Origin of the sequence: Pedobacter metabolipauper, assembly GCF_004362715.1 — a bacterium.
In the GTDB taxonomy this organism is placed as follows: domain Bacteria; phylum Bacteroidota; class Bacteroidia; order Sphingobacteriales; family Sphingobacteriaceae; genus Pedobacter; species Pedobacter metabolipauper.
This window is the reverse complement of the sequence record NZ_SNYC01000007.1, coordinates 141,358-155,570: the sequence shown is the minus strand read 5'-3', so window position 1 is coordinate 155,570 and position 14,213 is coordinate 141,358. Positions and strand designations below refer to the sequence as shown.

Below are 14,213 nucleotides of genomic sequence, written 5' to 3'. Positions count from 1 at the left end.
ATTCTAAAAAACTGCAGATGGAAACACATCAAACTAACCTTAAACTACGCTCCGGCAATTTCTCAATCGAAAAGCATCACTATGAAAACGTTGGTCTAACGGAACGAATGGTTTCTATGTTCCTGGGTGGTGTTTTAATTACCCGCGGAATCAGGAGACCCTTTAAAGGTCAATTTTTATATGGGGCATACCTTACCTATCGTGCATTTACCGGAAGATGCTTATTCTATGAGCGTTTTGGGATTGATTCCAATAACCCAATGGCGGTTAACATCCGCGGAGAATTTGTGATCGACAGACCCGCTGCTGAAGTATATGCCTATTGGCGCAATTTTGAAAACCTTCCTGGCAGCATCGCCCATTTATTAGATGTAAAGGTGATTGATGGAAACTTATCGCGATGGAAGTCTAACATTCTCGGCAAACTATTCTCAATAAACTGGGATGCTGAAATTGTAAAGGATGAACCCGGAAGATTAATCGGATGGCGCTCTGCATCCGGCAGCCTGATCCACCATGTTGGCAAAGTGACCTTTGAAGAGACACCTGATCAAACCGGAACCATACTTAAGGTAGTACTTTCTTATCATCCCCCTATTGGCGGTGTAGGCATTGGCCTTGCTAAACTCATGAACCCCTTCCTCGAAAGTCTCCTAAAGAAAGAGATCAAAAGCTTTAAGCATAAGATTGAGCATCAATTCTAACAAAAAGAAAAGCCCCATTGCAAAACTGCCCCCAAATAGTGTTTAACTTTTTGGGGGCAGTGCATATCAGGAAATTTTAATATAGTTTATAATACCAGCGATTAATTTGCCATAGTTGCTGCTCCAATACCTGCAACAATTGCAAATAAGAAAATAAGCGCATATATGGATATAACAATGATCATTAAGATACCATAGAATTTGAAGAATGATTTCATCTTGCCCATTGCTTCACTAAGACTCAACTGATCACTAAATAAGATTGCTCTTTTAGCAGCATTAGCGTATTTAAACAGCATTAAACTTGGATAAAAGTATAATAATCCAAAGATTAAATAGATTACGGTTAAAAATCCCGCACCCATTTTACCAAATGCGCCCATTCCAGGAGTCATAGTAGATAAAGTGCCCATTATTGCACCAACGCTAAAGGCAGCGATAATAATCAATGCGCAAAAGACAAATCCTACAATTGCTAAGAATTTAGCCCATTTTGCAGTTTCATAAACATAACTGCGGATGTCTTCTGTAATCACTAATACAGGTACTTCAGGGCTTTCCTTTTGAACAGGCGCAAATTCTTCCGGAGAAGTTTCTTCGTAATTTTCCATTTCTTGATTGGGTTAATTTTTTAAGGGTTTTTAGCTTGAGTAAACATAAAGAATATTTTTAAAAAATTGATACCTTTGCGCCAAATCAAGAAAAAAAACATACATGGCATTACAATGTGGCATAGTTGGTTTACCAAATGTTGGAAAATCCACCTTATTTAACTGTTTATCTAACGCAAAAGCTCAGGCTGCTAACTTTCCTTTCTGTACTATTGAACCTAACATTGGTGTAATTACTGTACCCGATGAGCGGATCACCAAACTGGCTGAACTGGTAAATCCTAACCGGATCGTTCCCAATACCATAGAGATCGTTGATATTGCCGGTTTAGTTAAAGGAGCCTCCAAAGGTGAAGGACTGGGCAACCAGTTTTTAGGTAATATCCGTGCTACTAATGCAATCATACACGTGCTGCGTTGTTTTGATGATGGTAACGTAATCCATGTGGATGGTTCCGTTGACCCAATCCGCGATAAAGAAATTATTGATACCGAACTACAGCTTAAAGATCTGGATACCATTTCTAAACGCATTCAAAAGGTGGAGAAAATGGCCAAAACAGATAAAGAAGCCAAAAGAACATTCGACATACTGAGCATCATTAAAACTCATGTTGAAAGCGGAAAATCTGTTCGCTCTGCAGCTGTTTCTGCTGAAGATTTCGACTTTATCGAAGATCTTGGTTTATTAACACAGAAACCTGTCTTGTATGTTTGTAACGTTGATGAAAACTCCGTTATTGATGGTAACTCCTATGTTGACCGCGTTAAAGAAGCCGTAAAAGATGAGAATGCTGAGGTATTGGTCATCTCGGCCAAGATTGAATCTGAAATTGCTGAACTGGAAAGCTATGAAGAACGTCAGGAGTTTTTAGGCGACCTTGGTTTAACCGAATCTGGTGTAAATAAACTGATCGTTGCGGCATACCGTCTATTAGACTTATATACTTATTTTACCTGTGGCGTACAGGAAGTAAGAGCCTGGACAATTACCAAAGGTTTCACTGCTCCGCAGGCTGCCGGTGTAATCCATACGGACTTTGAAAAAGGTTTTATCAGGGCCGAGGTTATTAAATATATTGATTTTGTAACACTGGGTTCTGAGAATGCATGTAAAGATGCAGGTAAGTTAGGCGTTGAGGGTAAGACGTATGTAGTAGAGGATGGAGATATCATGCACTTCCGCTTCAACGTATAACACTTAATAAAAAAGCTGTGCTATTTTGAGGCTGGAATAATCCCGATGAAGAATCGGAATGAATCCTATGCCTCCTCATAGCAAGCATTTTTATTAGAATATATCAAACTAGGGCGCTTCATCCGAAAGGTTGGAGCGTTTATTTTTAAGGGCTTTATTTTTTTAGGGTGCTTTATTTGGGGCGGGGTATTTATTTGGTGCTTTCTAGGGTGTTGTTTTTAGAAGATTTTTAGGCGGCTTAGCAGATTTTAAAGTGTTTATTTTGACGCTTTATTTGTGTTGGGATTACTTTACGTTTGTTATAGCAGCACACCTTTTAAAAACAGCAATGCCATGGAGAAGTAAATCAAGAGTCCGGTTACGTCAACTAAGGTAGCAACAAAAGGGGTTGAAGATACGGCGGGGTCAGCCCCGAGTTTTTTTAATAATAAAGGGAGCATTGATCCCATTAGTGTGCCCCATAATACAACGCCGACCAAAGAACATCCAACCACCAGGCCGATTAATACAGGCTGGTCCAATGATCCTCCAATAAGCTGCCAGCAGATAATTACTGAAAAGCTAAGCAGGCAAAGGGTAGAACCTAAAAATATTCCTGAAACGATTTCCCTGCGCATAACACGCCACCAGTCTTTAATGGTAATTTCTCCAAGGGCCATGGCCTGTATAATTAAGGTAGCAGCCTGTGAACCGCTGTTACCGCCACTCGATATGATCAATGGGATGAAGGTAGCCAGGATAACCACTTTTTCGATCTGACTCTCAAAGCTGGACATCGCAAAAATGGTAAGGAGCTCGCCGAAGAAAAGAACGATTAGCCAGACTACGCGCTTTTTGTAAAGCTGAAATACGGGTACATCCAGGTAAGGTTCATTCAGGGCTTGTGTACCCCCTATTTTATGAATATCTTCTGTATACTCTTCATTTGCAATCCATAAAATATCATCGACAGTTACAATTCCGAGTAAAACATTATTATCATCAACCACGGGTAGTGCAACCCTATTGTTCATTCTAAATACATTAATCGCCTCTTCCTGCGGGTCGGTAACCTTTAATGCGATTAAACGGTGGTCGGTAAGTTCACCAATCTTTGCTTCCGGATCAGCAAGCAGGATCTCCCGGATCCGCATATCATCCAATAAAACGCCGTCTTTATCGATTACGTAGATCACGTCAATGGTTTCAGAGTTCTTGCCATAACGCCTGATGTGCGACAGTACCCGGGTAACCGTCCAGTCCTTTTTAACAGCAACATAATCCGGCGTCATTAACCGGCCCACGCTATCTTCCTTATATCCTAAAAGGGAAAGTGCCTCAACCCTATCCTGTGCAGGAAGTAAAATGATCAGTTTCTTAACCGCATCGCCCTTCAATTCACTAAAAAGGGAAGTACGATCATCTGGAGGAAGCAAGTTGATCAGCTCAGCAAGTTTATTTCCGGGAAGCTTCTTAATGATCTTTTCCTGGGTAGGAAAATCAAGGATTCTAAATACGTTTACAGCTCTTTTAACGGAGAGTGTATCTATAAATTTTACGGCATGCTGGGGAAGTTCGTCTATCAGGTGCTCCACATCAGAGATGTTCAGGTCATCCAGATAAACTTTTAATTGTTCATCGTTCTCAGCTGTTAAGATCGCTTCGATTTCTTCAACAATCATTTCTTCCATATTCACTTATTTCTTTACATCGTTATACCCCGTTATCTGCAAAAATGCCTTTTTATTTTTAAAAATGGCACTTATAAGAATAAATGTTTTAAAAATGGAATTCCATCTTTGATAACAAAGTATATCCAGGTCCATAAGCCCGGCCCTGTTCATGAAGAATTAATAAGTTATAATGACTTACAAAGCATCCCTTTATTCTTAAAAGAATACAAATGACCCTTTACAACAAAAATTGCAGCAACATTTCCGGTTTAAATGCACCCCAGCCTTTTAACGTCTCAATAATGACAATCTTAAACCCGGCGTTGGTTATCGGTTTACCTTTTGAAGGAGCGGTTATAGAAATCTGACTTGCAGGCCTGGCTGTAACACGGGTTGCAAACCAGGTTATGTTTTCATGTGGTAGTGCAAGGCCAAGGATCATTCCTGGCAATCCGGCAAATGATTCCGGGCCACTGCTCAGTTGAATTTTTACCGTAAAAAAGGCAACAACATAAATAGAATCCATGATAACTGCATTTGCACGGCGGCATAGAAAACCAGCGATATGGCGTGTTTCATTGGTCATCTTCCACCTGATTTGACGTGTACTATCGCTTATTAAAAAAGTAGTTTCCAGAAACTGTTTTTGTACAATACTGGTTTTTCGGAAGCAATCATTAAAAACAATGCTTTGAGATTGGCCCGGATCGATAATTAAAGTACCCTGTGCATTTAGCGGTGTAAAAAGAGACACATGATCTTTAAAATCAAGCTTGCTTTGCACCTTTAGAAACTGTGGCTGATTGTCTCTATATTCATTATAAGCACGTAAGGTTGCTGGAGATGGATTTCCTTTTAATCTTTTTCGCATCTGAGCATAAGAGTCAATCTTTTTCTCAAATTCGATCGTCCCCGATGTAATTAAGGAATCTTCCTGCGCAAAACTGGAGTGACTTAAGAATAAAATAATACCTATTATAAAATATTGAAGTTTCATGTCTTGCCGGTTTTTTAGTTGGACGCTTTGCTCATATTGCTGAAGTCCCACTTTAGTGAATAAAAGATGTAGCGTTTTATGGTGGTATAGTTATTTTGGGTTACTGTGTTTCCCAGGCTTGTCCTGCTAAAACCATTATTTTGATTGAGCAAATCATTTCCTGAAACTGAAAGTTTCAGATTGTCACCTTTCAGGAATTTCTTACTTATTGAAGCATCTAATAAAAATACGCTAAGATCTTCGCGGAATGCTTTAGTTTTCGATTGAAAGTCAGCCCTCACAAATGTGCTGAATTCTGTTTTAAAAGGTAAGTAACGGGTAAGCGAAGTGATCAGCTTATATTGCCAGCCATTATTATTGGCTTGACTTTGCAGTGACGAGATACTCCTTTGGTAACCAGGTCCTCCCCCGGCCATAAATTCGTATTTACTTGCCACGGTTTTATTTATGGTGAGATCAATATCATAGTTCTGGGTGTTCCGCTTATCCAGGGTACCATTTGTCATTCCAAAATTTATATTATTCGTGAAATTTGGCTTTAACGCCAAAATCATTCCCAGTGATTTTACCTTTGACATAATCATGGCAGCGAGCATCAGGTTTGATGCATTTCGATCCGCATTAACAAAGCGATAAGTAGTTTTACCCGCCGGATCGGTTGTGATATCCGGTACAATAGGATTAATGGTATTTGAATACATACTCTGAAGTACATAAGATGCGCCGCTTACCAGTCTCATCGACATATAACTAATGGACAAATTATTACTAAAAGAATTTCGTATCTCCGGATTTCCCAGACGGACATTCAACGGATCATTGTTATTATTCAGTGGCTGCAGATGGTCTATTGTTGGCTGGTTATTTTGCCCGGAATACCCAGCTTGAAGCATGGTAAGTGCTGAAACCTGACGCGTGTAATTAACAGTCGGGTTCCAGTTAACAAATGTCCGGCGGAAAGCGGCATCAGTAAACCGGTCATTGTGATGATAATGTAGTAAAGAAACCCCATTACTGATATTAAATATATGCTTATCTTTCTTTACGATCAAAGATATTTTTCCCTGATTGGCTAACTGATCTGACCTGAGATCATTGCTGAACCGGGCATCAGGTTCAGCATATAAACCTGAGGCAGACCTGTTAAAGCTTCTTCGGTCCGAATGACCTTTATTCCAGCCGATTTCATAGTTAAACAGCAGAGACAAACCTTTAGATAATGGCTCTGACCAGGTGAACTCGTTGACAAAGTTTGAGGTATTAATCCCATTGTCTTTATATTGATCGGTAAGAAGTATATTGTCTGTGATTCCGGAACGATCAAAAAAAGTATTTATAGATTTGAAATTCCCCGCGTTCTGGTCATTCGCAGTAAAAATATTGGCTGTCCAGCTAAACGACCTTCCTGGTTTTGAAAATTTCCTTGCATAAAACGAGTTGAATTTAAAGACTGTTTTTTCTCCGTTACTGTTAACCTCACGATTTCCCTGGTTAACCAGTGTATCTGTTCCAAACCTGTTCGCAGAAAAACTGCTGCTGGATGAACTGGTCAGACTTTGACTTCCGGTAATGATTACCTTTAATGAAGAAGAAGAACTAAACTTCGATTGGTAGGTAATGTTTAGTTTCTTAACGGAAACCTCGTTACGGAAGCTTTGATCAGCATCGCTTCTAAGAACCGTCGATGGCAAAGCATTTAGAGACATGGTATTTTCCTGCCCGTTGATATCCACTTTGGACAGGCTAAAATCTGCATTTACAGATTGATTGTTCTTGTTCCACTGCGTATCATAATGCATCCCTGCAGATCTGGCTAACGGAATCCCGCTTGCGCCGTTACTGGTAATATCATTAAAGTTTTTATTGGAGATAAATCTTGGCCCCTCAGCCTGCACCATTTGCACAGAACCAAGACTTTTGGAATCGGCATTATTTAACCCCAGTTTACCTGTATTAGATATATTTCCAAATACCGAGACTTTATACTTTAGCCGGAACATATTGCCCATCGCCTGTCCCTGGTATCGCCCATCGAGAGAACTGCCTGCTTCCAGCTTACCAAAATAACCTTCTTTACTATTTTCCTTCAATTGGATATTGATTGTTTTCTTTCCATTCCCAACACCGGTAATCAATTCCTTATCCGATTTCCTGTTGTAAAGCTGTACCTTATCTACCATATCTGCACGCAGATTCCTGGTAACAAGGGTTGGGTCATCAGAAAAGAATTCAGCACCGTCAACCAGAACTGTACTGATTGTTTCTCCCAGCACAGTAATCTTACCATTCTGATCAACCTGGATGTTTGGAAGCTGCTTCAGAAGATCTTCGACTTTCGCATTTTTTTGAAGCACTATTTTCTTTGCATTGAATTCAATTGTATCTCCCCTCAACACTGCGTTTCGGGCTTCGCCTTTAATAATGACTTCATTGAGCAGGTTTATTTTTGAGGTCAATTCAATGTTATAAATTGTAGCTGTTTGATCCCTGGAAAGGAGGATCGGTGCAGACTGGTCGGCATAATTGGGATGAAGAATTAACAGTAAAAAATTTCCCCTTTTAAACTTATCAATATGATAAGCACCATTTGCATCACTGTATGCAAAATCTACCAATATGGAATCCTTAGCAGATAAGAGACATACCACAGCGTTGCTGATCTTGACCTTATTGAGGCCGTCCGCAACATTCCCTTTAATGCTGTGGTTTTGCTGAGCATAACTATTAAACGCTGATAAGAGCAGAAAAAGCGATACTTTCCATTGACCAGTAAAAAAAAGTTTAGTTAGAGATATCGGTAGCCGTTTATTCATAAATTGATTTAAGTGTGTTTTATTCAAGCAAGAGCGGTTACTTCTGGTTCTGGTATTGGAGAACACCCGTAATCTCAATAGCATTCCCTTGTGTTACGGTAAACCGGGAGCTTGGGTTTAAAAAAAAGAAAAATATTTTCTACATCATTATTACACACAAACAGCTTACTTAATACATGTAATAATGATAAAACTTTAAACCCCAATTAACCTGCACTACATAAAAATCATTTTATTATGAAATAAAATTTTTTGATATTTATCTGCTCAACAATAATAAACAGACATAAATTGACGAAGACATCCTTAAATATGTTCATTTAGAAATAAATCAAATACTTAAGATAAAGCCAGAAAAAACAATACTGTGCTTTGACTGTACGCTAAATTTCCTATATTCGCGGACTTGTCTCCGTAGTTCAATGGATAGAATTTTGGTTTCCGGTACCAACGATATGAGTTCGAATCTCGTCGGGGACACTTTAGCGGATTGAGCCTTAAGATTAAGACTTAATCCGCTTTTTATATATACTTATTGCCGGTCCTGTAGTAAGCATACATAATTTCATTTATCGCTATAGCCTTCATACACATCAACCAATCCCACTAAGAATGTCTGGTTTGGTATCTTCTGATCATAAAACTAACTATGACCAAAACAGTATTTATACCCAATATCACCAGCATAAAAAACGACATATCCTGATGGGGCAAACTACCCAGATAATCAGTTACTGGCACCTTATTGACTACAGAGTAGGTAAGCAGGAAGAAAAACACTTCAAAAAGCTTTTTGCCTCCGGTTAATATCCCAAATGCTACAGCCAGTAAGACAATCAACACTGCTCCGTTAATGATGCTCAAGACCACATCACTATTAAAAGTTAACGCACCGCGGATAATGAGTGGCAAAGACAGGCCAATCGACAGCAGAACACCCGATAAGATCTGGGCAGGCAACATCCGCTGTAATGGCTTGTAAGAAGCAAAAGAAAAATAATGGACACGGTTCGTTTTTTCCTTAGTTACCAGTTCTGACCATCGCGTTACCTGTAGGAACAATAATACCGGCAGCAGATAATTATGGGCAATATTAAAGGGAACAATAAACATCGCTACCCACAATGCGGCATTAACCAGCCATAACCATTTCTTACCCTGCCTGATCAACATGAACAATTCCGTTCTCACCAGTGGAAAAATCCCATAATCAAAAACAAGAGGTGGTAAGACTGCCCTGCTGATCCCTGCATGCTGCTCAATGGGTTGATCTGTTTGAATAGCCGCTACTTCCTTGGTTTTCCTTTTAGGATCAGCTTGCTTAGAATCAAACCGATGAAAAAAAAGGGAAGAGATATAAACCACACCCAGACCTAATCCCATCCAAAGCAAGCGACTGAATATAAATAAGGCCGACCAGTTAAGTCCTTCCCACGTAAAAGTTTTATAGGCACTACGGCCATTAAAAATAAAGCCAAACGATACGCCTTTGAGATCTTCGTTAAAATGTGAATTGATATGCTGGGTGATGCTTTTGGTGATCAGGCTTAAACCAAATGGATCGAATATGCCAGTTGGTTGATCATCGCTTTTGGCATTAATGAGTCCCATGCAGATCCCGACCAGAAAAAAGTATGCAATGAACTGCAATATACTGCGCCTCCCTAGAAAAACTTCCCCGGCAACGGCAAGCGACGCGACTACAAACAACGCCGGTACAGCAAAAAACAGATACGGAAAAATGAAGTTACCCAGGATAAAAGGATATCCCGTACCACGCATAAAAAATACCCCAATGCTCACAATAAAGGTAATTCCGGCAATGGTAAGTAGTACTATGTAATTGCTGAGTTGTTTACTGAGCAGGTACTTAAAATTGGTAATAGGCGTAGTGGCTACAATAAGGCCAACTTCGGTATTGATGTCCTTTTTAATACCACTGTTAACCAACAGAAAGCCGTAAATAGACAACATAACGGTCGTCATAATACCCGATACATAGCCCACCCAGGCTGAATTATAAACTCCCTTATAGCCCAAAGCACTTAAAGTGGTGTAGTTTGCAGAATTGGCTGGTATAAATGAATAGGCCATAAAAATGGTAATAGCCAGTGTAATCAGAAATGAATAACTTCGGGTACGCTGCAGATAATCAGCTTTAATGATAGGATAGATGTACTGCATCTTAACCGTTATCCTGGGTTAAAAACAGGTACGCATCCTCTAATGTAGCCGTAACCTGCGTTGACGACGGGGCCTCTTTACCCTTCGAACTGATATATCGCACCCTGATTTGATCTGCCTGCCGGGCAGTGTCAATTACCTTGTACTGTTGCTTAAATGAACCAAGTTTACTATTGTCCAATAACAATTCAAATATGCAGCCGTCGGCCTGTTTAATAATGTCATGCTGGGGCGCATGGATCAATAGCTTTCCGTCCTGCATAATGGCTACCTGATCGGCAATGGTCTCAATGTCTGATACAATGTGCGAAGAGAGGATAATGATACAATTCTGGGCCAGATCGGCTATCAGTTGGCGAAACCGCATACGTTCTTCCGGATCGAGGCCAACAGTGGGTTCGTCAAAGATCAGCACCTGCGGATCGTTAAGTAAAGCCTGTGCTATTCCAATACGCTGTTTCATACCACCCGAATAACTGCCAATGGGCCTTTTAGCATCGGCAGAAAGATTAACACCTTCCAGCAACAGGTCAATACGCCGTCGAAGTCCTTTACCTCCAACACCTTTCATGGCGGCTATGTATTCCAAAAACTCATAAGCATTAAGATTGGGATACACCCCAAAATCCTGCGGTAAATAGCCCAGCACTTTTCGGATGGCATCTGGATTTCGCACAATGTCAATACCATTTAGAAACAATGTTCCTTCAGATGGTTTGCTAATTGTAGCAATGATCTTCATGAGTGTTGATTTTCCAGCACCATTTGGCCCTAATAATCCCAATACACCTTTATCAATGTCAATGGAATAATTGGTTAGTGCCGTTTTTTGTGCATTGTACTGTTTGGTAACATTGGTTATCGTAAGCGCCATGAGTAGGTTGAGTATGCCGGTATGACAACGTTTAAGCAGATTAAGTTACAGGCATTTGTAAATAAGTGAAGCCTGCTTAAATATTGATATCTAATTGCAGGTAACCTTTATTAAGAATATCATTTTCAGGGGCAATTTTATCGGCTTAGCAATTACCCTTTAAAGAAGGAGCACCTGTTAACCTTAATCGTTAAAACCGATCAGATTAACCAGCGACGATAAGGATATAGTATAAGGTAACTGTTCATCTCCGGCCATCTTTAGAAATTTTTTCTTTTTATCAATTAGCTTTATAAAATCCCGGTTTATAATATAAGATTGGCTAATGCGTATAAAGGTAAAAGAGTCTAATTCATCCTGAGTCTTTTTTAAAGACTTACAAACAATATGTTCCTCATGGTTAGCCAGATGATAAATCGTATAACAATTATCAGATTTACAATATACGATATCAGACCTGTTTATAAATACCAGTTGGTTCTGTGAATGAAGGATAATTTTGTTCATGAAGCGTATGCAATAAGAAAATATATAAATGTGATGACTAAAATTACTGTAGATTAGTCAACACAGCAACCTGTACTATCCTGCAAAAAAACCTGCTTATTCTTAAAAATATATACCAGATTCATAAAACTCAGATTATGCAGCAATTAACTGTTTATTTAACATAGCTTAGTAACTCAGAATTAATTAAGCATTACCTCATTCTAATGCTTTACAACAGAACATGAAATTATGAGCCTACTTTTTTTGAATCTATCATCTACCATCTGGCCAATCATAAATTTAGCAGTATTGGCGTTAGTTATTTTTCTTGTTATCAAACTCTTTAAAAGAATAAAAATAACCACTAAAGATTAAAATTTATCAACTTACCACAAACCTTCTGACTTATTTTTAATACGATTTTTGTGTTGGCGTTTTCCTTTTCATCTTCAAATGGATCAAAAGAAAAACGGTAAATCATAAGTGCCAATCCTAAATACCTATCACCCCTGCCTCCTAAATCAAAGCAGATGGCAAGACAAGAGGGAATGTCAATTCAATTAGTTGAGCCAAATCATTTGGGTAAATGCACCGTTGGCGGCGATATCCCAGGCCTCAACCCTAACCCAGGTTCTCTTTGCAAGATTTACCGGCCAGTTAAAGGTTTGCTTGCCAAAAGCCTGACTCTGGTTCAAATTGATCCGTTCGCGGTAAACGTTTTTACCATCACCAGAAACAATCTCTGCAAAGCTCATCGGGAATGTCCAGTCAAGCTGCATCTTAACCGTTGCTTTACCACTTTGATCCAGCTTTAAAGTCTCACCTGCACCTTTACCATTGATGCTGAAAACCGGCATCAAAACCTCTCCTGTAGAAACAAAGAACTTCCCATTGCGCATTACATCCAAAACGGGCTTCCAGCCATCTTTATAACTAGGCACTTTATCCATTTGAAGGTAGTTCACATTCAAATGCGCATACATTTCATTCTGTTCCGTAATGGTAAATATATCCGCCTCAGATATGATGTGCTTTTTCAATCCCCAATTCGCCATGTCGTCCATCAGGTTAAGCACCCGCTTGCTTAAGGTAGGTAGAGACAGGTCGGCCGGAATGGCTTTCCAGGCCGCTCCAAAGAAAGTCTCCGACTTAAAAAAGTCTTCCTCCTTGTATTTATCCGGAAAACCGGTAGAAGCCTTCGTACGTGCATGTGCAGTCCAGGCAAGACCACCCTCTAACTCCAGCAGTTTCAGCATTTCCTTTTTATCGCCAACATGATAAACTATTCCATATTTGGGATCTGACGACATAAATGGCACCTCCGGCTTTCTGGACATGACCCAGTACACCGGTTTTGGAAAGAAGGCCAGCCAATGACCGCCATAAAAGTTGTTTGCTTCTTCTCCGGGCAATAAAAGAAAATCAGGATCAGATAGACGCGATGTTTGATCAAACAACGATTTCAATTCCCGCAGGCGGGTACTATCAGGCCCTTTCGGGTGACCAGGCCCATGAAATTCGGCCAGCTTCACAATGTTCAACCCTGCTTTCTTCAGCACATCCACAAATTCAGGCTTTTCAGGAACGGGTTTCCCGCTCAATACTACATCAGAGATGAACTCATTGTGAAAGTGGCTTGCCATAGTTTTATACCCGGCAATAGGCACATAAGAATCACCATGTGTATACTTCTTAACATCTTCTAAAACGGAAGCTGCTTTTCCTTCACTCAACAGGCAGAAGAAATTAAGCCGTTGCTTCGTATTGGGAGGTGCATTAAACCATGGTACATATCGTTTATCCCCTAAAGGATCCTGACGGATGCCAATCCCAAAATCAGGGATCAGATCCAGGTAATTACTTCCGTACCAGGTAAATTTAAGATTAAACGCTTCATCCAAAGGATAGAAATATTGATGGGGAGCAGGAAAAAGTGCGAGGCTTCCACCTTTACTTTCCCCAATAACCGTCCGGTATTTTACTTCAAGGTTTTTACTTTGATCTGTTTTCGCTGGATTAGCCGTCTGCAGATTGTTCTTAACATCAGACCAGGCAATCGTTTCCCACAGCTTGCTTTTGTTCACTAAACCTGCATCATAAAGGATTGCAGTAGAATCAACCGGAGTAGCCAAAACCGCAGCAACATTAAACAGCGGACTACCAGTATATAATGTAATCTCCAGGTTTCCTTTAAATGTAGAGGCGGTTAAATCAGAGATGCTGATGATGGTTTGAGAACCTGAAGCAGAAACCGTTGCCCGCTGCTTATCCATCTTTACTACATAGGATTGATTTGGTCGGGTAGGCACGCGGTCAAAAAACACATCCCATCCCCCACTCTGCGGACTCAGCGTACGCTTTCCAACCCTTAAAATAAATGCAGGATCAAGACCCGCTGCAATTTCCTGGAATGATCCTGTTTTACCCAGCTGGATACTGGTAAATAAGGGTTTGGAATGATCAAGATCGAGGATCATTTTACCGGAACCCGATTTACCTGCAGGCCAGTTCACGGTCAATGTGCTTTTATTTACAGAAACGGTAGTCCCGTTCTTCTTTAAGGATTTTAAATCTACAGAAATCTGAGCTTTTACTCCTGCACTGCAGATGAGCAGGATCAACAATAGGGTCTTTTTCATAAGGTTATAAATGGCATAAATTTATTCCTGTATTTTCATAGGATGAGAATAC

General features: G+C 39.9%; 10 protein-coding genes and 1 tRNA gene. 3 read left to right on the top strand and 8 right to left on the bottom strand.

Annotated elements, in window-relative coordinates:
* The first annotated feature begins 17 nt into the window (after positions 1-17).
* A complete protein-coding gene (locus ATK78_RS19405) occupies positions 18-704 on the top strand; it encodes an SRPBCC family protein (RefSeq protein ID WP_133577789.1) in 687 nt (228 codons plus the stop codon).
* Positions 705-805: 101 nt separating this feature from the next.
* Here ATK78_RS19405 and ATK78_RS19400 read toward each other — a convergent pair whose 3' ends face one another.
* Positions 806-1,315, bottom strand: coding sequence for a DUF5362 family protein (locus tag ATK78_RS19400; protein WP_133577788.1), 510 nt, complete (start codon positions 1,313-1,315; stop codon positions 806-808).
* 103 nt (positions 1,316-1,418) lie between these two features.
* Between ATK78_RS19400 and ychF the strand changes: the two genes are divergently transcribed.
* Complete coding sequence (gene ychF, locus ATK78_RS19395; RefSeq protein ID WP_133577787.1) at positions 1,419-2,513, top strand: redox-regulated ATPase YchF; 1,095 nt, start codon at positions 1,419-1,421, stop codon at positions 2,511-2,513.
* 299 nt (positions 2,514-2,812) lie between these two features.
* Here the strand turns inward: ychF and mgtE are convergent, their stop codons facing one another.
* The 3 genes from mgtE to ATK78_RS19380 form a co-directional block, all read right to left on the bottom strand.
* Positions 2,813-4,183 carry a magnesium transporter gene (gene mgtE, locus ATK78_RS19390; RefSeq protein WP_133577786.1) on the bottom strand — a complete coding sequence of 457 codons (1,371 nt, stop codon included), beginning with the start codon at positions 4,181-4,183 and terminating at the stop codon, positions 2,813-2,815.
* A 220-nt stretch (positions 4,184-4,403) separates the two neighbouring features.
* Positions 4,404-5,162 (bottom strand): GLPGLI family protein, encoded by a 759-nt coding sequence (locus ATK78_RS19385; protein ID WP_133577785.1) that lies wholly within the window; start codon positions 5,160-5,162, stop codon positions 4,404-4,406.
* Positions 5,163-5,176: 14 nt separating this feature from the next.
* The gene (locus tag ATK78_RS19380; protein WP_166664918.1) at positions 5,177-7,975 is read right to left on the bottom strand and encodes an outer membrane beta-barrel protein; all 2,799 of its coding nucleotides are present in this window, start codon (positions 7,973-7,975) and stop codon (positions 5,177-5,179) included.
* Positions 7,976-8,383: 408 nt separating this feature from the next.
* Here ATK78_RS19380 and ATK78_RS19375 point away from each other — a divergent pair.
* Positions 8,384-8,455: transfer RNA gene (locus ATK78_RS19375), tRNA-Arg, on the top strand.
* Between the two features lie 126 nt (positions 8,456-8,581).
* On the opposite strand, the gene ATK78_RS19370 is transcribed toward ATK78_RS19375, so the two are convergent.
* The 4 genes from ATK78_RS19370 to ATK78_RS19355 form a co-directional block, all read right to left on the bottom strand.
* Entirely contained in the window at positions 8,582-10,159 is a 1,578-nt protein-coding gene (locus ATK78_RS19370) for a hypothetical protein (protein WP_133577783.1), read from the bottom strand.
* A 1-nt stretch (position 10,160) separates the two neighbouring features.
* Positions 10,161-11,033 carry an ABC transporter ATP-binding protein gene (locus tag ATK78_RS19365; protein ID WP_133577782.1) on the bottom strand — a complete coding sequence of 291 codons (873 nt, stop codon included), beginning with the start codon at positions 11,031-11,033 and terminating at the stop codon, positions 10,161-10,163.
* Positions 11,034-11,216: 183 nt separating this feature from the next.
* The gene (locus ATK78_RS23120; protein WP_133577781.1) at positions 11,217-11,540 is read right to left on the bottom strand and encodes a LytR/AlgR family response regulator transcription factor; all 324 of its coding nucleotides are present in this window, start codon (positions 11,538-11,540) and stop codon (positions 11,217-11,219) included.
* A gap of 542 nt (positions 11,541-12,082) precedes the next feature.
* On the bottom strand, positions 12,083-14,161 hold the full coding sequence (locus ATK78_RS19355; protein WP_133577780.1) for a CehA/McbA family metallohydrolase domain-containing protein: 2,079 nt from the start codon (positions 14,159-14,161) through the stop codon (positions 12,083-12,085).
* Positions 14,162-14,213 lie beyond the last annotated feature (52 nt).